Annotated in this window: 15 protein-coding genes; 7 read left to right on the top strand and 8 right to left on the bottom strand. The window is 63.7% G+C overall.

The genetic code is table 11. The features are described from left to right. The first annotated feature begins 73 nt into the window (after window positions 1-73). Genes ACN9MO_RS15250 through ACN9MO_RS15240 form a run of 3 tightly spaced genes read left to right on the top strand, consistent with a single transcriptional unit; the run spans window position 74 to window position 3,040 of the window. The gene (locus tag ACN9MO_RS15250; protein WP_058325253.1) at window positions 74-1,219 is read left to right on the top strand and encodes a Re/Si-specific NAD(P)(+) transhydrogenase subunit alpha; all 1,146 of its coding nucleotides are present in this window, start codon (window positions 74-76) and stop codon (window positions 1,217-1,219) included. Further along, complete coding sequence (locus tag ACN9MO_RS15245) at window positions 1,219-1,629, top strand: NAD(P) transhydrogenase subunit alpha (protein ID WP_057254587.1); 411 nt, start codon at window positions 1,219-1,221, stop codon at window positions 1,627-1,629. Before ACN9MO_RS15250 ends, ACN9MO_RS15245 begins: the two co-directional genes overlap by 1 nt. 10 nt (window positions 1,630-1,639) lie before the next feature. Then, window positions 1,640-3,040, top strand: a complete 1,401-nt coding sequence (locus ACN9MO_RS15240) for an NAD(P)(+) transhydrogenase (Re/Si-specific) subunit beta (protein WP_058326850.1) — start codon at window positions 1,640-1,642, stop codon at window positions 3,038-3,040. A 119-nt stretch (window positions 3,041-3,159) separates the two neighbouring features. Here ACN9MO_RS15240 and ACN9MO_RS15235 read toward each other — a convergent pair whose 3' ends face one another. The 3 genes from ACN9MO_RS15235 to rpsU all read right to left on the bottom strand — a co-directional run bounded on the left by ACN9MO_RS15235 (window position 3,160) and on the right by rpsU (window position 5,348). Then, complete coding sequence (locus ACN9MO_RS15235) at window positions 3,160-3,636, bottom strand: DUF992 domain-containing protein (RefSeq protein ID WP_112996758.1); 477 nt, start codon at window positions 3,634-3,636, stop codon at window positions 3,160-3,162. A gap of 247 nt (window positions 3,637-3,883) precedes the next feature. Continuing rightward, on the bottom strand, window positions 3,884-4,771 hold the full coding sequence (locus tag ACN9MO_RS15230; RefSeq protein WP_057254590.1) for a tetratricopeptide repeat protein: 888 nt from the start codon (window positions 4,769-4,771) through the stop codon (window positions 3,884-3,886). A 364-nt stretch (window positions 4,772-5,135) separates the two neighbouring features. Continuing rightward, window positions 5,136-5,348 carry a 30S ribosomal protein S21 gene (rpsU, locus tag ACN9MO_RS15225; protein ID WP_012709405.1) on the bottom strand — a complete coding sequence of 71 codons (213 nt, stop codon included), beginning with the start codon at window positions 5,346-5,348 and terminating at the stop codon, window positions 5,136-5,138. 324 nt (window positions 5,349-5,672) lie between these two features. Between rpsU and ACN9MO_RS15220 the strand changes: the two genes are divergently transcribed. From ACN9MO_RS15220 to soxG, 4 genes are read left to right on the top strand one after another with little or no spacing between them, the layout of a single operon-like run. Then, window positions 5,673-6,926, top strand: coding sequence for a sarcosine oxidase subunit beta family protein (locus ACN9MO_RS15220; RefSeq protein WP_058326848.1), 1,254 nt, complete (start codon window positions 5,673-5,675; stop codon window positions 6,924-6,926). 10 nt (window positions 6,927-6,936) lie between these two features. Next, on the top strand, window positions 6,937-7,257 hold the full coding sequence (locus ACN9MO_RS15215) for a sarcosine oxidase subunit delta (RefSeq protein ID WP_057254592.1): 321 nt from the start codon (window positions 6,937-6,939) through the stop codon (window positions 7,255-7,257). Next, a complete protein-coding gene (locus ACN9MO_RS15210) occupies window positions 7,254-10,247 on the top strand; it encodes a sarcosine oxidase subunit alpha (RefSeq protein ID WP_113132254.1) in 2,994 nt (997 codons plus the stop codon). The genes ACN9MO_RS15215 and ACN9MO_RS15210 overlap by 4 nt, the downstream gene beginning before the upstream one ends. Next, complete coding sequence (gene soxG, locus ACN9MO_RS15205; RefSeq protein WP_113132255.1) at window positions 10,240-10,791, top strand: sarcosine oxidase subunit gamma; 552 nt, start codon at window positions 10,240-10,242, stop codon at window positions 10,789-10,791. Before ACN9MO_RS15210 ends, soxG begins: the two co-directional genes overlap by 8 nt. A gap of 103 nt (window positions 10,792-10,894) precedes the next feature. On the opposite strand, the gene ACN9MO_RS15200 is transcribed toward soxG, so the two are convergent. From ACN9MO_RS15200 to glgC, 5 genes are all read right to left on the bottom strand, one after another. Continuing rightward, on the bottom strand, window positions 10,895-11,383 hold the full coding sequence (locus tag ACN9MO_RS15200) for a MaoC family dehydratase (RefSeq protein ID WP_057254595.1): 489 nt from the start codon (window positions 11,381-11,383) through the stop codon (window positions 10,895-10,897). Between the two features lie 74 nt (window positions 11,384-11,457). Further along, window positions 11,458-13,422: a glycogen debranching protein GlgX gene (gene glgX, locus ACN9MO_RS15195; RefSeq protein WP_112996778.1), complete on the bottom strand. Its 1,965-nt coding sequence runs from the start codon at window positions 13,420-13,422 to the stop codon at window positions 11,458-11,460. 107 nt (window positions 13,423-13,529) lie between these two features. Then, window positions 13,530-15,158 carry an alpha-D-glucose phosphate-specific phosphoglucomutase gene (locus tag ACN9MO_RS15190; protein ID WP_057254596.1) on the bottom strand — a complete coding sequence of 543 codons (1,629 nt, stop codon included), beginning with the start codon at window positions 15,156-15,158 and terminating at the stop codon, window positions 13,530-13,532. Window positions 15,159-15,164: 6 nt separating this feature from the next. After that, on the bottom strand, window positions 15,165-16,607 hold the full coding sequence (glgA, locus tag ACN9MO_RS15185; protein ID WP_112996755.1) for a glycogen synthase GlgA: 1,443 nt from the start codon (window positions 16,605-16,607) through the stop codon (window positions 15,165-15,167). Between the two features lie 7 nt (window positions 16,608-16,614). Beyond that, window positions 16,615-17,877, bottom strand: a complete 1,263-nt coding sequence (glgC, locus tag ACN9MO_RS15180; protein WP_057254598.1) for a glucose-1-phosphate adenylyltransferase — start codon at window positions 17,875-17,877, stop codon at window positions 16,615-16,617. Window positions 17,878-17,885 lie beyond the last annotated feature (8 nt).

Genomic DNA, 17,885 nt, shown 5'->3' with positions numbered 1-17,885 from the left:
GCCGCACGCTTTGCAGTCGGAGAGAATGCCCGCATTCCGGCCTTGGCTCGATTGCGGCCAAGGAGGGGGATTTGTGAGCGAGATTGTCTTTGTCGCCAAGGAAACGGACCCGAACGAGGGTCGCGTTGCCGCATCACCGGACACAGTGAAGAAACTGAAAAGCCTCGGCTTCGACGTCGTCATCGAGGCGGACGCCGGGTTTTTGTCGCGCATTCCGGACGCTGAGTTCGAAAAGGTCGGGGCCCGGATCGGGACGATCGCCGACGCCAAGACGGCCGATGTCGTGCTGAAAGTGCGCCGGCCGACGACCGCCGAAATCGGCGGCTACAAGTCGGGCGCTATCGTGCTCGCCATCATGGATCCCTATGGCAACGAGGCGGCGATCGCCGAGATGGCCAAGGCCGGGCTTACTGCCTTTGCGATGGAACTGATGCCGCGCATCACCCGTGCGCAGTCGATGGACGTGCTGTCGAGCCAGGCGAACCTCGCCGGTTATCAGGCCGTGATCGACGCCGCCTGCGAATATGATCGGGCGTTGCCGATGATGATGACGGCGGCCGGGACGGTTCCTGCCGCCAAGGTCTTCGTCATGGGCGCGGGCGTTGCCGGCCTGCAGGCAATCGCGACGGCCCGCCGTCTCGGTGCCGTGGTCTCGGCGACGGACGTGCGTCCGGCAGCCAAGGAGCAGGTCGCCTCGCTCGGCGCCAAGTTCATCGCCGTCGAGGACGAGGAATTCAAGGCGGCCGAAACGGCCGGCGGCTACGCCAAAGAGATGTCCAAGGAGTATCAGGCCAAGCAGGCCGCACTCGTTGCCGAGCATATCGCCAAGCAGGACATCGTCATCACCACTGCACTCATCCCCGGCCGTCCGGCGCCGCGGCTCGTCACCCGTGACATGCTGAAAAGCATGAAACCCGGCTCGATCGCGGTCGATCTTGCGGTCGAACGCGGCGGCAACGTCGAGGGTGCTGAGCCCGGCAAGGTCGCCGAGGTCGAAGGCGTCAAGGTCATCGGCCATCTCAACGTGCCGGGCCGCATCGCGGCCTCCGCGTCCGGTCTCTACGCCAAGAACCTCGTCACCTTCCTGGAAACGATGGTGTCCAAGGAAACCAAGGCGCTCGCGCTCAACATGGAGGACGAACTCGTCAAGGCGACGGCGCTCACCCATGGTGGTGAGGTCGTGCATCCGAACTTCGGCGCCAGCAAGGGGGACAAGTGATGGCGAATGAACTTCTCGACAAGGCGCTCGCCGATCTCGACCGGGCGGTGGAAGCGGTCCGCACCGCTGCCGAATACGTGCCGGACGCGGCTGGTGCTGTCGCCCATGGCGCGACCGGCGGCGCGATCGATCCTTTCGTCTTCCGCCTGGCGATCTTCGTGCTAGCGATCTTCGTCGGCTATTACGTCGTCTGGTCGGTGACCCCGGCGCTGCACACGCCGCTGATGGCGGTCACCAACGCGATTTCCTCGGTCATCGTCGTCGGTGCTCTGCTTGCCGTCGGCATCTCCGCCTCTGGGCTTGCCACCGGCTTCGGCTTCGTGGCGCTGGTGCTGGCCGCCGTCAACATCTTCGGCGGCTTCCTCGTCACCCAGCGCATGCTCGCCATGTACAAGAAAAAAGACAAGTGAGGCCGGCCCGATGAACGCTAACTTCGCAGCCTTCCTCTACCTCGTCTCCGGCGTCCTGTTCGTCATGGCGCTACGCGGCCTTTCGCATCCGACCACCAGCCGCAAGGGCAATACCTACGGCATGGTCGGCATGGGCATTGCCATCGTCACGACGTTGCTTTTGGCAAAGCCGAGCTTCGGCGGCCTGATGCTGATCGTGCTCGGCCTTGCCATCGGCGGCGGCGCCGGTGCTGTCATTGCCCGTCGCATCGCCATGACCTCGATGCCGCAGCTCGTTGCCGCTTTCCACTCGCTGGTCGGTCTTGCCGCCGTCATGGTGGCGGCTGCCGCCATGTACGCGCCGGAAAGCTTCGGCATCGGCACCCTCGGCGACATCCACGCCCAGGCGCTGGTCGAAATGTCGCTTGGCGTCGCCATCGGCGCCATCACTTTTACCGGTTCGGTCATCGCCTTCCTGAAGCTCGACGGCCGCATGTCCGGCAAGCCGATCATGCTTGCGGGGCGCCACGCCATCAATGCGGGTCTGGCAATCGCGCTGGTCGTGCTGGTGGTCATGCTCGTGCTGACGCAGAGCACCACGGTGTTCTGGCTGATCGTCGCGCTGTCGCTCATACTCGGCGTGCTGATCATCATCCCGATCGGCGGCGCCGACATGCCGGTGGTCGTGTCGATGCTCAACTCCTATTCGGGTTGGGCCGCAGCCGGCATCGGCTTCACGCTCGGCAACCTGGCGCTGATCATCACCGGGGCGCTCGTCGGCTCCTCCGGTGCGATCCTCTCCTACATCATGTGCAAGGGCATGAACCGCTCGTTCATCTCGGTCATCCTCGGCGGCTTCGGCGGCGAGACCGCGGCGGCCGCCAGCGACGATGGCATTCAGCGCACGGTCAAGCAGGGCTCTGCCGACGATGCGGCCTTCCTGATGGCGAACGCCTCCAAGGTGATCATCGTGCCGGGCTACGGCATGGCCGTTGCCCAGGCACAGCATGCGCTGCGCGAAATGGGCGACCAGCTCAAGGCTGCGGGCGTCGAGGTCAAGTACGCGATCCATCCGGTCGCGGGCCGCATGCCCGGCCACATGAACGTGCTGCTCGCGGAAGCGAACGTGCCCTATGACGAAGTGTTCGAACTCGAGGACATCAACTCCGAGTTCGCGCAGGCCGATGTCGCCTATGTTATCGGCGCCAACGACGTCACCAACCCGGCCGCGCGCGACGACAAGTCCTCGCCGATCTACGGCATGCCGATCCTCGACGTCGACAAGGCCAAGACCTGCCTTTTCGTCAAGCGTTCGCTCGGCTCCGGCTATGCCGGCATCGACAACACGCTGTTCTACAAGGACGGCACGATGATGCTGCTCGGCGACGCCAAGAAGGTGACGGAAGATATCGTCAAGGCGCTGCACGCTTAACGCTGCTCACATCGATCGATAATGAAACGCCCGCCTTTCGGCGGGCGTTTTGCGTTGGAAGGCATTGTGGTGCATGCGACGCATTCCGCAACAAGGCGCCGTGCGTCTTCGAGGCCGATCTAACCGGCTGGTGCCAACGTCAGTTCGTCGATGCCGACCGCGACGTTCAGTCCTTCCTGGACCTGAACGTTGACCGGCTGCAGCATGAAGGCCTTGTTGGTGCCGCCGCCGATCACCTTGGCGCCGCCGCCGACCGCGATGCTCGCGTCGGCGCCGACGCCGTAATATTCGCCGGCAAGCGCGAATTTGCTGACCGGCGTTCCGGTCTTTGCAAAGACGTCCCAGACCATCGTGCTCTTGCCCGTCTTGCCGATGTCGATGCCGATCTTGCGGATCGTGCCGGCATAGACGGCCTTCGGTCCGCCATTGGTGGGCGTGAACGTGCACATCAGGTTCTTCGTCGAGGTCACGATCATGCCGGTGCCGCCTTCCGAACCGCAGACGAGGCGGCCGAGTGCGACATAGTTCTGCGCGGCGGCCGGACCGCTGGCAAGCGCGGCCAGTGCCAGCGCAGTGACGAGGGTTCGTTTGATCATGGCTTGGTCTCCGTTCTTACTGCGCCGCGCGTCCCTTAGGGCGCTTGGTCGCGGTAGTACTTCGAATAGCTGCATGTCTTGCCCTTGGATCGGAGCCGATCCGAGGAAACAGGCAGTGACGCCTCTGGCAAACGGATTATGGCCGGGAAGGTTCCGCTTTGGCGGAAAGGGCAGGGTGGCAAGCGGCACAAACGAAAACGCCCGCGAAGTGTCGCGGGCGTTTCGAGGAACATGCTCGGGGAAGGACTTACGATGCCTTGACGCGGGCAAGGCCGGCGCGCGCCGGCTCGTATTTTGGGTCGAGCTGCAAGGCGTGCGAATAGGACTTCGACGCCTTGGCCTTGTCGCCCTTGCGCTCGTAGATCAGCGCCTGGTTGGCCCAGGATTCGGCGACCTTGCCATTGAGGTTGATCGCAGTGTTGAAATCCGAGAAGGCGTTGTCATCGTCGCCCTGGGCGACATAGGAAATGCCGCGGCCGTTATAGGGCTCCGGCGAGCTCGGCGACAGAGAGATCGCGGTCGAGAAGTCTTCAATCGCCTGGCCGTGCTGGTTGCGTGCCTGGTAGATCAGGCCGCGATTGTGATAGGCGCGGGGATCGGTCGTGTCGAGCTGGATCGCCTTGTTGAAATCGTTGAAGGCGGAATCGAGCTGGCCGGCCTGGCGATAGAGGTTGCCGCGGCCGATATAGGCGACGTCGTAGTTGGCGTTGAGCTGCAAAGCCATGTTGTAGTCGGCAAGTGCGGCCTGGGTGTTGCCCATGTTGCGGTGAACCAGCGCCCGGTTGGCATAGGCCTGGTAGAAGCGTGGGTTCAGCTGGATCGCCTGGTCGAAATCGGCAATGGCGCGGCGGTATTCGCCGGCGCGGCCATAGGACGAGCCGCGGACATTGTAGCCTTCGGGATCGCTCGGGTTGGAGGCGATGACGCTCGAGAGCGAGGCGATGTTTTCCTGCGAGCCCTGTTCGCGCTCGACCTTGTTGGTCATCGAGTCCGGGCCGTCGGTCGTGCAGCCTGCGAGAAGAAGGGCCGAACCAAGGAGCAGCATCGCGGCAAGCCTCGGCTTGCGCTGGTGGCGGCGAGACGCCTCATGGACAGTAAAACCGGAGACGTCCGCAGTCATGGCAGCAAGTGTCAAAGGTTGATCCCTCAAATCGACAAGGTCTCGAAAGCTATCGGCTTCCGTTCCTACAGCGCCGCGTGTCGTCATGACGCGCCAAGATCGCTGTAACACGTTGAGTTTCTGCATAATTCTGCCCTTAAATCGAACCCGATTTAAGGAACTATGCAGTAGAGCCGCTGAAACTCCCCGCGGGCTCCGCAGCCGGGCTTCATCGTGCCTCGGCAAGCCGTCCGGTTAAACGCTCCGGCCGGCCATCCGTCACCGGCAGCGTCGATCACGCTAGCCTGTCGGCGGAAAAGATGTCCATACCAAAAAAAGGCGGTGGCGATATTTCGCCCCCGCCACGACTTACATCGGAAAGCGTCGAAAAAACGACAAATCAGCGGGCCAGGAGGCCTTCGCGCTGTGCACGCTTGCGTGCCAGCTTGCGGACGCGGCGAACGGCTTCAGCCTTTTCGCGGGCGCGCTTCTGGGACGGCTTTTCATAGAAATCGCGCATCTTCATTTCGCGGAAAATGCCTTCGCGCTGCATCTTCTTCTTGAGAGCGCGGAGCGCCTGATCGACATTGTTATCGCGGACAAGTACCTGCACGTGAAATCCCGTTCCTTTGGTTCGAGTTGTTTGTGACTCCGTCAGGTGCCGGAGGCAAAAGAATAACATTCGCTAAGCTGGAAGCTTTACGATTAGAGGAGCGGATACCAGATCATCAGGCGAAAGTCCAGCGACGACATGAGGAAGCGCTGAAAAATCCTGGGATGCGGGGCGGCACCTGTTCCCGCCCCGGAAGTAGCTGATCGGCGACCATGTCGCAACTGCGCGCAAGTCCACGCAATTGCGTCGCAAAAGAAACGTTGCGCGGGCGTCGGATTTGCGATCTCTAACGCCAATGAGAACGGGGTTCATGGAGTGAGGCCGATGCGCAAATATTCAGTTTTCGCCGTGGCGCGCGAGGCGTTGCGCGGCCACAAGGGGTGGGCCCCGCAATGGGCGTCGCCGGAGCCGCGCAAAGAGTATGATGCGATCATCATCGGCGGCGGTGGCCATGGCCTGGGTGCGGCCTATTACCTCGCCAAGGAGCACGGCATCACCAATGTCGCGGTGCTCGAAAAGGGTTGGATCGGCGGCGGCAATACCGGTCGCAACACCACGATCATCCGGTCCAACTATCTCTATGAAGAGAGCATGGACATCTACGAGCATTCGCTGAAGCTCTGGGAAAACCTGTCGCAGGATCTGAACTACAACGTCATGTATTCGCCGCGCGGCGTCATGATGCTGTCGCACAACATCCACGACCAGCAGTCGTTCAAGCGCCATATCAATGCCAACCGCCTCTACGGCATCGACAACGAATGGCTGACGCCGGAACAGGCCAAGGCCTATTGTCCGCCGCTCGATATCGCCAAGACGGCGCGTTACCCGATCAACGGTGCGGCCCTTCAGCGCCGCGGCGGCACGGCCCGCCACGACGCCGTTGCGTGGGGTTACGCACGCGCCGCCTCTGACCGCGGCGTGCACATCATCCAGAACTGCGAAGTGACCGGCATCCGCCGTGACGAGACCGGCCGGGTCGTCGGCGTCGACACCAACCGCGGTTACATCGGCGCCAAGAAGGTCGGCGTCTCCGCCGCCGGCCATTCCTCGGTGCTGATGCAGATGGCCGACGTGCGTGTGCCGCTGCAGAGCCAGCCGCTGCAGGCATTGGTCTCCGAGCCGCTGAAGCCGATCTTCCCCTGCGTCGTCATGTCGAACTCGGTTCATGCCTACATCTCGCAGTCCGACAAGGGCGAGTTCGTCATCGGCGCCGGCACCGACCAGTACAATTCCTATTCGCAGACCGGCGGCCTGCAGATCATCACCCATACGCTGGATGCGATCTGCGAGCTCTTTCCGATGTTCCGCCGCGTCAAGATGATGCGGCAGTGGGGCGGCATCGTCGACGTCACCCAGGACCGCTCGCCGATCCAGGGGGTCACGCCGGTTCCGGGCCTGTTCCTGAATGCCGGCTGGGGTACGGGCGGCTTCAAGGCGACGCCGGGCTCGGCCAATCTCTTCGCCCATCTGATCGCCAAGGGCGAGCCGCATCGTCTCGCCGCGGGCCTGACGCTGGAGCGCTTCCGCACCGGCCGGCTCATCGACGAGGCGGCTGCCGCTGCCGTTGCGCACTGAGGATTTCGAGATGCTTCTGATCTACTGCCCCTATTGCGAAGAAGAGCGCTCCGAGCTCGAATTCCGCGGCGCCGGCGACGCCCATATCGCCCGTCCGACCAACATCGCCGACATCACCGACGAGGAATTCGAGGAATATTTCTTCCTGCGTCAGAACCCGAAGGGTCTGATCTTCGAGCGTTGGCGCCATATCCATGGCTGCGGCCGTTTCTTCAACGCCGCGCGCGACACGGTCAGCGACCGCTTCTACACCACTTACAAGGCTGGCGAGCCGAAGCCTGACATCGCCGCCATTCTTCAGAGCGAGCAGGATAAGGGAGCTGCGAAATGATGGGGGCCAATCGCATTCCAGGCGTGGGCCGCCTGACACCGGCGCGCACCGCACGCTTCACCTTCGACGGCCGCACGCTGACGGCGCTCGAGGGCGATACGGTCGCCTCGGCGTTGCTTGCCAACGGCATTCACCTTGTCGGCCGTTCGTTCAAGTATCACCGCCCGCGCGGCATTCTGTCGGCCGGTGCGGAAGAGCCGAACGCGCTGCTCGATGTCTCGCGTGATGCCGCCCGACGGCAGCCGAACGTGCGCGCCACGGTGCAGGAAGTCTTCGACGGCATGAAGGTGGAATCGCAGAACCGCTGGCCGTCGCTCGCCTTCGACGTCGGCGGTCTCAACGATCTGATGTCGCCGTTCTTCGCCGCCGGCTTCTACTACAAGACCTTCATGTGGCCGAAGGCCGCCTGGCACGCGATCTACGAACCCTTCATCCGCCGCGCGGCCGGTCTCGGCGTCGCCCCGACGGAAGCCGATCCGGATCACTATGCGAGCCGCTACGCCCATTGCGACGTGCTCGTCATCGGTGCCGGGGTTGCCGGACTGTCGGCAGCACTTGCCGCCGCCAAGGCGGGCGCCAAGGTAATCATCTGCGACGAACAGCCGGAAGTGGGCGGTGCGCTGCGCTATGAAAGCGGCACGACGATCGACGGCAAGGACGGCTGGGACTGGGCGCAGGAGACTGCCAAGGCGCTTGCCGCCATGGACAACGTCACGCTTTTGACCCGCACCACCGGGTTCGGCTACTACAACCACAACTTCGTCGGCCTGGTCGAACGGGTGACCGATCACCTGGCGGCGCTCGACAAGTCGCTGCCGCGCGAGCGGCTGTGGCAGGTGCGTGCCAAGAAGGTGATCCTTGCCAACGGCCAGATCGAACGGCACATGGTGTTTGCCAACAATGACCGGCCGGGCATCATGCTCGCTTCGGCCGGCCGCACCTATCTCAACCATTTCGGCGTCGCCGTCGGCTCGAAGGTTGGCGTCTACACCGCCCATGACTCCGCCTATGAAGCCGCCTTCGACCTGAAGCGCGCCGGCGTTACCGTGGCGGCGATCGTCGATTGCCGCGAGAATCCCGGCGAGACGGTGCTCGCCGAGGCGCGCCGTCTCGGCATCGAAGTGCTGACGGGGCATTCGGTGATCAAGGCCGGCGGCAAGCTGCGCGTGAACTCGATCAGCGTTGCCCGCAACGGCGGCGGTTCGGCGCGCAAGATCGCCGTCGACGCGCTGCTGGTCTCGGCCGGCTGGACGCCGTCGGTGCACCTCTTCTCGCAGTCGCGCGGCAAGGTGAAGTTCGATGCGGCAACGCAGCGCTTCCTGCCCGGCACCTATCTGCAGGATTGCCTGTCGATCGGCGCCTGCAACGGCACCGACGATCTTCAGGCAACGATCGACGAGGCGCTTGCCGCCGGCGAACTGACCGCCCGTGCGGCCGGTGCCGAAGGCGGGGCGCAGGTGGCGCTTTCGGGTGAAAATCGCTTCGGCTGGACCGGCGGCATGATCGGCGCTGCAGAAGGCGCCGGGCCGGACACGACGGTCAAGGCCTTCATCGACTTCCAGCACGACGTCTGCGCCAAGGACATCCGTCTGGCGGTGCGCGAAGGCATGCACTCGATCGAGCATATCAAGCGCTTCACCACCAACGGCATGGCGTCCGACCAGGGCAAGCTGTCCAACATGCACGGTCTGGCGATCGCCGCCGAAGCGCTTGGCAAGGACATCCCTCAGGTGGGCCTCACCACCTTCCGCCAGCCCTATACGCCGATAACCTTCGGCGCGATCGTCAACCATTCGCGCGGCGCCCTCTTCGATCCGGCGCGCAAGACGCCCATGCATGCCTGGGAGGAGGCGCATGGCGCCGAGTTCGAGGACGTTGGCAACTGGAAGCGCGCCTGGTTCTATCCGCGCGCCGGCGAAGACATGCACGAGGCGGTCGGGCGCGAATGCAAGACCGTGCGTGACGTCGCCGGTGTCTTCGACGCCTCGACGCTCGGCAAGATCGAGGTCGTCGGCCCGGATGCCGCGCAGTTCCTCAATCTCATGTACACCAATGCCTGGGACAACCTGAAGCCGGGCCGCTGCCGCTACGGGATCATGCTGCGCGACGACGGCTTCGTCTATGACGACGGCGTGGTCGGCCGCCTGGCAGAGGACCGCTTCCACGTGACGACGACGACCGGCGGTGCGCCGCGCGTCATGAACCACATGGAAGACTATCTGCAGACCGAGTTCCCGCATCTGAAGGTGTGGCTGACCTCGACGACGGAACAGTGGGCCGTCATCGCCGTCCAGGGGCCGAAGGCACGCGAGATCATCGCGCCGCTGGTTGAAGGCATCGACCTTTCCAACGAGGCCTTCCCGCATATGAGCGTTGCCGAAGGCAAGATCTGCGGCGTCCCGACCCGGCTCTTCCGCATGTCGTTCACTGGCGAGCTCGGCTTCGAAGTCAACGTTCCGGCTGACTATGGCCAGGCGGTCTGGGAAGCGATCTGGGCGCGGGCCGAGCCAATGGGCGCCTGCGCCTACGGCACGGAAACCATGCACGTGCTGCGCGCCGAGAAGGGTTACATCATCGTCGGCCAGGATACCGACGGTACGCTGACGCCCGACGATGCCGGCCTCTCCTGGGCGGTGTCGAAGAAGAAGCCCGACTTCGTCGGTATCCGCGGCCTCAAGCGCCCGGATCTCGTCAAGGATGGCCGCAAACAGCTCGTCGGCCTGCTCACCAAGGATCCGAAGGTGGTGCTGGAGGAGGGCGCGCAGATCGTGGCCGATCCGAACCAGCCGAAGCCGATGACCATGCTTGGCCATGTGACGTCGTCCTACTGGTCGGAAAACTGCGGTCGTTCGATCGCGCTGGCGATGGTTGCCGGCGGGCGCGAGCGCCTCGGCCAGACACTCTACGTGCCGATGGCCGATCGCACGATCGCCGTCGAGGTGAGCGACATGGTGTTCTTTGACAAGGAAGGGGGTCGCCTCCATGGTTGATCAGGCAATTGCAAGCCGCAAGGCGGCGCTCACCTCGCGCGGCGGCTCGGCCGAAGCGATCCTGACGCCGGCACCGGCGGCGACACGCATCTCGTTGCGCGCCGGTGCCGATGCACTGCCGGCGCTCTCGGCAGCGCTCGGCGTCACCCTGCCGACGCGGCCGAAGACCTCGGCCTCATCAGGCCAGCGTCATGCCCTGTGGATCGGGCCGGACGAGTGGCTGGTGTTCGATGAAGGCGAAGCCGAGCTGATGGCGGCGGCTGCTTCGAGCGGGACACTACATTCGGCGGTCGACATTTCGCATCGCAACGTTGCCGTCATCGTCAGCGGTGCGGGCGCGGACGTGGCTGTTAACAGCGGCTGCCCGCAGGATCTGTCGCTGCCGGTCTTCCCTGTCGGCGCCTGCTCGCGCACCATCTTCGGCAAGGCGGAGATCATTCTCCTCCGCACCGGTGAGGACCAGTTCCGGGTCGAGTGCTGGCGGTCGTTCTCGCCCTTCGTCTTCGGTCTGCTGTCCGAAGGTGCTGCCGACGCGGGGCATTGAATAGAAGAGCCGGGAAGTGCCTGCAAGCGCTTCCCGGCTTTCTCAGACCGTCTGAAAATTGTCCGCTCTCATTGTGCTGGCAGGACGCGTGGGCCATGCCGCCTCACGCATCCGCTGGCCGGTCCTTCGGATCGAACTGGATGATCGTCTGCCAGGTGGCCGTCAACGCCGGCTTGCGCTCGCCCTCGATTTCGACGCTGACGTCGTAGGTGATCATCAGCATGCTGGCGCCGCGGAAGCGCGCATCGGCCATCACGAAGTGGCCGCGCACCTTGGCGCCGCTCTTCACCGGAGCGATGAAGCGCACTTTTTCGAAGCCGTAATTGATGCCCATGGTCTGTTCGCGGATCTTCGGCAGGCAATTGTAGTTCATGGCCGAAAGCAGCGAGAGCGACAGGAAGCCGTGTGCAATCGTGCCGCCAAAGGGTGTTTCGGCGGCGGCGCGGACCGGATCGACGTGGATATACTGGTAGTCGCTGGTCGCTTCGGCGAACTTGTCGATCGTTTCCTGAGTGACCGTGATCCAGTCGGAAACGCCGACCTCCTTGCCGACCAGTACCTTGATCTCAGAAAGTGATATGTCCTGCAGCATGTAAACGCCCCGAAACAAGCCCCCCGAACGATCTATAGGCCCGCCCGGTGCAACCTGCAAGCGGTGGAAAAGCTTTAGAAAACTTCGACAAGGAAGGTGACGGACCGCGGCGCGACATGGTCTGGAATGGCAGGTCTTGCCAGCACGTTCTGCCACTTTCCGTCGATGCTGTCGGGGAGCCTGACGGGGTGGGGCGCGTGGCTGCGGTTGATGACGACGGCAAGGCGCGTCGCCCGCTTCTGCGTGCGGTCACGGGTGGCGAGCACCATCATCAGATTGTCCGTCGCCGGATGCTCCCAGTCGCCGACGGCCATGGGCTGTCCGTCCAGCCGCCGCCAATCGACATCGCCGTTTCCGGTCAGGAACGCCGTTTGGTCAAATACGTCGAAGCGTCGGCGCATCGCCGACAAGGCCGCTGTGTGGGCGACGATATCGTCGTCCATCGCGGTCCAGTCGAGCCAGGTGATGGCGTTGTCCTGACAATAGGCGTTGTTGTTGCCGTGCTGGCTGCGCCCGCCTTCGTCGCCGGCGGTCAGCATGATCGTCCCGCGGGAGGAAAACAGCGTGCCGAGCAGCGCCATCACGTCATGACGTCGGGCCGTCAGGATTTCCGGATCTCCGGTGGCGCCTTCCGCGCCGTTGTTCCAGGAGTGGTTCTCGTTGTGGCCGTCGCGGTTCTCTTCGCCGTTCGCCTCGTTGTGTTTGCCGGCGTAGGAGACGATGTCGGCGAGCGTGAAGCCGTCATGGGCGGCGATGAAGTTGACGGTGCGTGTCCCGCTCTCGCCCCAGCGGGCAAAACTGCCCGACGAGCCGGCGAGCGCCGTCGCCAGAGCGCCGATCGCGTGGCGGTCGCCGCGCCAGTAGATGCGGATGTCGTCGCGCGCGCGGTCGTTCCATTCAAGGAAGGGGGAGGGGAAGTTGCCGAGTTGGTAGCCGCCCGGGCCGATGTCCCAGGGTTCGGCGATCAGCACGCGGTCGGCAAGCAGCGGATCGGCCGAGATCGCCTGGAAGAGCCGCGCCTCGCGATGGAAACCACCCATGTCGCGGCCGAGGATCGAGGCGAGGTCGAAGCGGAAGCCGTCGACACCGGCGGCATGCACGAAATGGCGCAGGCTGTCGAGGATCAGCGCTTCGACCACCGGGTGGTCGCAGGCAATGGTATTGCCGCAGCCGGTGTCGTTGATGAGTTCGCCTGGGCGATCGGTGACATGACGATAATAGGTCAGGTTGTCGAGGCCGCGCATCGACAACGTGGTGCCGAAGCGGTCGCTTTCGCCGGAATGGTTGAAGACGAGATCGAGGATGACACCGATGCCGGCCTTGCGCAGCGCCTCGACCGTCTTGCGCAGTTCCTTGATGCCGCCCGGCACCAGCCGCGGGTCGAGCGCCATCGGCGCGATCGGATTGTAGCCCCAGCCGTTCCTGAGACCGAGGGGCGGCAGGTGGCGTTCGTCGATCCAGGCGACGATCGGCATCAGTTCGACGGCCGAGACGTCCAAGCGCTTGAGATGCTCGATGATGACGGGCTCGGCCAGTGCCGCCACGGTGCCACGCTTGGCTTCCGGGATATCCGGATGGAGGATGGTGAAGGGCTTGACGGCGATCTCGTAGATAAGGCCGCCAGCACGGAAGAGTGGCGCCTTCGGCTTGACGATCTTCGCCTCGGTGACAATGGCTTTTGGCACCAGATCAGCTGTGTCTTCGCCAAAGATCGTCAGGCGCGGATCATGCTGGAAAGGCCGGTCGAGTTCGATGGCGTAGGGATCGACAAGGAGCTTGGAAGGGTCGAACCAGAGGCCGTGGTCGGGTGAGTAGACGCCGTCGGCACGAAGGCCGTAGCGCGTGCCCTTCGGCGCATCGACAACCGTCAGGCTGTGCAGGTCGCCGTTGCGGACCATCGGTAGCTGCCGCAATTGCCTGGAGCCGGTCTTGTCGAACAGGCAGAGATCGATGCGCGCGGCGTTGCGCGACCAGACGGAAAACACTGTGCCCTCAGGCGTGACGGTGGCGCCGAGGGGTGGATTTCCGGTGGTCGGCATGAAGGCGGCCCTCTTGTTCCAGATGTGCCCGAACACCCCCTCTGCCCTTCCGGGCAAAGGGGGTGTTCGGTCGACAGAAAAAGGGCCGCATAAAGCGGCCCAGGATCTCAGGTGATGACGCTCGGCTCGGTGCGGCCGGTGCGGGTCTTGATGCCGGCGATCTCGTCGGCAACGGCGATGAGATCGGCAAGCGCTGTCTGCGTTTCGATGTCGTGGCGCGCCGCATCGGGCTCGAAGCGCTCGATGTAGACGCGCAAAGTCGCGCCCGAGGTGCCGGTGCCTGACAGGCGGAAGACGACGCGCGAGCCGCCCTCGAACAGGATGCGGATGCCCTGGTTCTTGCTGATGGAATGATCGACTGGGTCGTTGTAGGCGAAGTCGTCTGATGTCGCCACCTTGAGCGCGCCGAAGGACATGCCGGGAAGCGTGGCAAGCTGGTCGCGCAGGTTGGCGATCAGGCCGTTGGCGGCGTCGCTATCCACTTCCTCGTAGTCGTGGCGCGAGTAGTAGTTGCGGCCGTAGGTCGCCCAGTGCTTCTGAGCGATGTCGAGGGCACTTTCCTTGCGCACGGCGAGAATGTTGAGCCAGAGCAAGACGGCCCAGAGGCCGTCCTTTTCGCGCACATGGTTTGAGCCGGTGCCGGCGCTTTCCTCGCCGCAGATCGTCGCCATGCCCTCGTCGAGCAGGTTGCCGAAGAACTTCCAGCCGGTCGGCGTCTCGTAGATGCCGATGCCGAGCTTCTCGGCGACGCGGTCGGCCGCGCCGCTGGTCGGCATCGAACGGGCAATGCCGGCAAGGCCCTTGGCGTAGCCGGGCGCCAGATGCGCGTTGGCGGCAAGCATCGCGAGGCTGTCGGAGGGCGTGATAAAGATGCCGCGGCCGATGACGAGGTTGCGGTCGCCGTCACCGTCGGAGGCGGCGCCGAAATCCGGCGCGTCGGGCGCCATCATCGTCTCGTAGAGCGCGCGGGCGTGCACCAGGTTCGGGTCCGGGTGGTGGCCGCCGAAGTCCGGCAGCGGAATGAAGTTCATCACCGAGCCCTTGGGTGCGCCCAAGCGTTTCTCGATGATCTCCTTGGCGTAAGGCCCGGTGACGGCGCTCATGGCGTCGAAGACGACGCGGAAGCCGCCCGAGATCAGCTTGCGGATGGCTGCGAAGTCGAACAGGCTTTCCATCAGCTCGGCGTAGTCGGCCACCGGATCGATGACGGTCACCGTCATGCCGTCGATCTCTTGCGTACCTTCGGCATCGAGGTTGATGTCGGCGACGTCAGACGTCTTGTAGCTGTCGATCACCTTGCTGCGGGCATAGATCGCGTCGGTGACCTTTTCCGGTGCCGGGCCGCCATTGCCGATATTGTATTTGATGCCGAAATCTTCCGTTGGGCCGCCGGGATTGTGGCTGGCCGAGAGCACAATACCGCCAAAGGCCTTGTATTTGCGGATGACGTTGGAGGCGGCCGGCGTCGACAGAATGCCGCCACGGCCGACGAGTACGCGGCCGAAGCCGTTCGCCGCCGCCATCTTGATGGCGATCTGGATGACTTCGCGGTTGTAGTAGCGGCCGTCGCCGCCGATCACCAGTGTTTCGCCCTGAAAGCCCTCGAGCGAATCGAAGATCGACTGGATGAAGTTCTCGGCATAGTTCTTCTGCTGGAAGACCGGGACCTTCTTGCGCAGCCCCGACGTGCCAGGTTTCTGGTCGCCATAGGGGGTTGTGGTAACCGTTCTTATCATGCTGACTTAACCTTTCCCGAGAAGACCGGAATATAGAGAGACGTAACGATCGGCACTTGTGGCCCAGGAAACGTCCGATTTCATGCCCTGGGTCTGAATTTTCGCCCAGACCTTGGGTTCGCTGTATGCACGCAGTACGCGCCGGATCGCAAGACGCAGCCCGTCGGCGTTCACTGGCGTGAACTGGAAGCCTGTGGCGACCTTGGCCGCAAGCCCGGCTTCGTTCGCGTCGATGATGGTATCGGCAAGCCCGCCGGTCCGGGCGACAACCGGCACGCAACCGTAGCGCAGGCCATAGAGTTGGGTCAGCCCGCAGGGCTCAAATCGCGACGGGATGAGGATCGCGTCGGACCCCGCCTGCATCAGATGCGACAGCGGCTCGTTGTAGCCGGTGACCATGCCGATATGGCCACGATGGCGGGAGGCGGCGGCCAGCAGCGCGCCTTCGAGCGCCGCATCGCCGGAACCGAGCACGATGAGCTTTCCACCCATGGCGACGATTTCGTCCGCGACTTCCGCGACGAGGTCCATGCCTTTCTGCCAGGTGAGCCGGCTGACGACGCAGAAGATCGGACCGTTGCCCTTTTCGAGGCCGAAGCGTTCTTCGAGCGCTCGGCGGTTGCCGGCGCGCTGCTTCAAGGTCGTCGCGCTGAAATGCTGGGCGATGTGCGGGTCGGTCTGCGGATCCCAGATATCGGCGTCGATGCCGTTGACGATGCCCGAGAGATCGGCGACGCGGCTCTTCAACAGGCCTTCGAGGCCCATGCCGAATTCCGGCGTCAGGATCTCCTGTGCATAGGACGGGCTGACCGTGGTGACCGCGTTTGCGGTCTGCAGACCGCCCTTCAGGAAGCCGACATCGCCGTAGTATTCGACGAACTGCATCGAGAAGGCTTCCGGGGGAAGCGCAAGCTCGGGGAAGACCGAGGCGCCGAACTGGCCCTGGAAGGCGATGTTGTGGATCGTCATGACCGTCGGGGTCGCGGCAGCGGAGCCGAAATGCATGTAAACCGGCGTCAACGCCGTCTGCCAGTCATGAGCGTGGACGATATCGGGCTTCCAGCCGGAAACGACATCGCCGCCGGCGATCTCGGCCGCCGCAAGCGAGAGTGCTGCGAAGCGGCGGAAATTATCGACATAGTCGCGGCCGGTCGCATCGACGTAAGGCCCGCCGTCGCGCGCGTAGAGTGCGGCCTGATCAAGGACCAGCAGGTCGAGCCCGTCGACCTCGGCGGCCAGAATTGTTGCCGGATTGCCGAACAGGTTGGCGAAACTGCCGACCTTCTTTTTCTTCTTCAGCTTCTGCAGCACGGCAGGATAGCCGGGCACCAGGGTGCGGGTCTTGACGCCGTGCGGCACAAGCGCTGCCGGGAGCGCGCCGACGACATCGGCGAGCCCCCCGGTCTTGATCAGCGGATAGACTTCGGACGCAACGGACAGGACGTTCATGGAGTGCCTACATTCCCAGCTTGTCGATCATCGTTTGCGTGATCAGGCAGACGCCGTTCTCCGAACGCCGGAAACGCTTGGCATCGAGCTCCGGATCGTCACCGACAACGAGCCCCTCCGGGATCACGACACGGCTGTCGATGACCACGTTGCTCAAGAGCGCATGGCGACCGATCTTCACATCGGGAAGAACTACGGCATTCTCCAGACGGGAATATGAATTAACTCTGACGCCTGTGAATAACAGGCTGCGGTTGAGCGCAGCACCGGAGATGATGCAGTCGCCTGATATAAGCGACGACGTCGCCGAGCCGCGCCGGTTCTCGTCGTCATGCACGAATTTCGCCGGCGGCTTGATCTCGGCAAAAGTCCAGATCGGCCAGGTGCTGTCGTAGATGTCGAGCTCGGGCGTCACATGGGTCAGGTCGATATTGGCCTGCCAGTAGGCATCGATCGTGCCGACGTCGCGCCAATAGGCCTCGCGCTCGAAATCGGACCGCACGCAGGACTGAGCAAAGCGGTGGGCGACGGCTTTGCCGTTGTCGACGATGTAGGGAATGATGTCCTTGCCGAAGTCGCGGCTCGATTTCGGATCGGCGGCGTCGCGGCGCAGGAGATCCATCAGGAACTTCGTGTGGAAAACATAGATGCCCATCGAGGCAAGCGCCATGTCCGGATTGCCGGGGATTCCCGGCGGATCGGCCGGCTTCTCGACGAAGGCGATGATGCGGTCCTTGTCGTCGACATGCATGACGCCGAAGCCGGTCGCTTCCATGCGTGGCACTTCGAGGCAGCCGATGGTGACGTCGGCGCCGGAATCGACGTGCTGCTGCAGCATCAATTCGTAGTCCATCTTGTAAATATGGTCGCCGGCAAGGATCACCATGTACTCGACGCCGTGGTCCTCGATGATGTCAATGTTCTGATAGACGGCATCGGCGGTGCCCTCGTACCACTGCGTTTCGGAAACGCGTTGGCTGGCGGGCAGGATGTCGAAGCTTTCGTTTCGCTCGGGGCGGAAGAAGTTCCAGCCGCGCTGCAGGTGTCGGATCAGGGAATGCGCCTTGTACTGGGTGGCGACGCCGATGCGGCGGATACCGGAGTTCAGCGCATTCGATAGCGCGAAGTCGATGATGCGGGCCTTGCCGCCGAAATAGACCGCCGGCTTCGCCCGTCGGTCCGTCAGTTCTTTCAGACGACTGCCGCGACCGCCAGCGAGAACATAGGCCATGGCATCACGTGCCAGAGGTTGCGAACGCTTTTCCACCATTTGTCCTC

This window comes from Ensifer sp. R-19 (assembly GCF_049905105.1).
In the GTDB taxonomy this organism is placed as follows: Bacteria; Pseudomonadota; Alphaproteobacteria; order Rhizobiales; family Rhizobiaceae; genus Ensifer.
This window is presented reverse-complemented; position numbering and strand designations above follow the sequence as displayed.

Bases quoted from the DNA above. Each gene is read 5' to 3' on its own strand.
- soxG (WP_113132255.1), top strand. From the start codon at position 10,240: ATGGTTGATCAGGCAATTGCAAGCCGCAAGGCGGCGCTCACCTCGCGC.
- ACN9MO_RS15245 (WP_057254587.1), top strand. From the start codon at position 1,219: ATGGCGAATGAACTTCTCGACAAGGCGCTCGCCGATCTCGACCGGGCG.
- ACN9MO_RS15240 (WP_058326850.1), top strand. From the start codon at position 1,640: ATGAACGCTAACTTCGCAGCCTTCCTCTACCTCGTCTCCGGCGTCCTG.
- ACN9MO_RS15190 (WP_057254596.1), bottom strand. From the start codon at position 15,158: ATGATAAGAACGGTTACCACAACCCCCTATGGCGACCAGAAACCTGGC.
- ACN9MO_RS15235 (WP_112996758.1), bottom strand. From the start codon at position 3,636: ATGATCAAACGAACCCTCGTCACTGCGCTGGCACTGGCCGCGCTTGCC.
- glgA (WP_112996755.1), bottom strand. From the start codon at position 16,607: ATGAACGTCCTGTCCGTTGCGTCCGAAGTCTATCCGCTGATCAAGACC.
- glgX (WP_112996778.1), bottom strand. From the start codon at position 13,422: ATGCCGACCACCGGAAATCCACCCCTCGGCGCCACCGTCACGCCTGAG.
- glgC (WP_057254598.1), bottom strand. From the start codon at position 17,877: ATGGTGGAAAAGCGTTCGCAACCTCTGGCACGTGATGCCATGGCCTAT.
- ACN9MO_RS15200 (WP_057254595.1), bottom strand. From the start codon at position 11,383: ATGCTGCAGGACATATCACTTTCTGAGATCAAGGTACTGGTCGGCAAG.
- ACN9MO_RS15210 (WP_113132254.1), top strand. From the start codon at position 7,254: ATGATGGGGGCCAATCGCATTCCAGGCGTGGGCCGCCTGACACCGGCG.
- ACN9MO_RS15220 (WP_058326848.1), top strand. From the start codon at position 5,673: ATGCGCAAATATTCAGTTTTCGCCGTGGCGCGCGAGGCGTTGCGCGGC.
- ACN9MO_RS15215 (WP_057254592.1), top strand. From the start codon at position 6,937: ATGCTTCTGATCTACTGCCCCTATTGCGAAGAAGAGCGCTCCGAGCTC.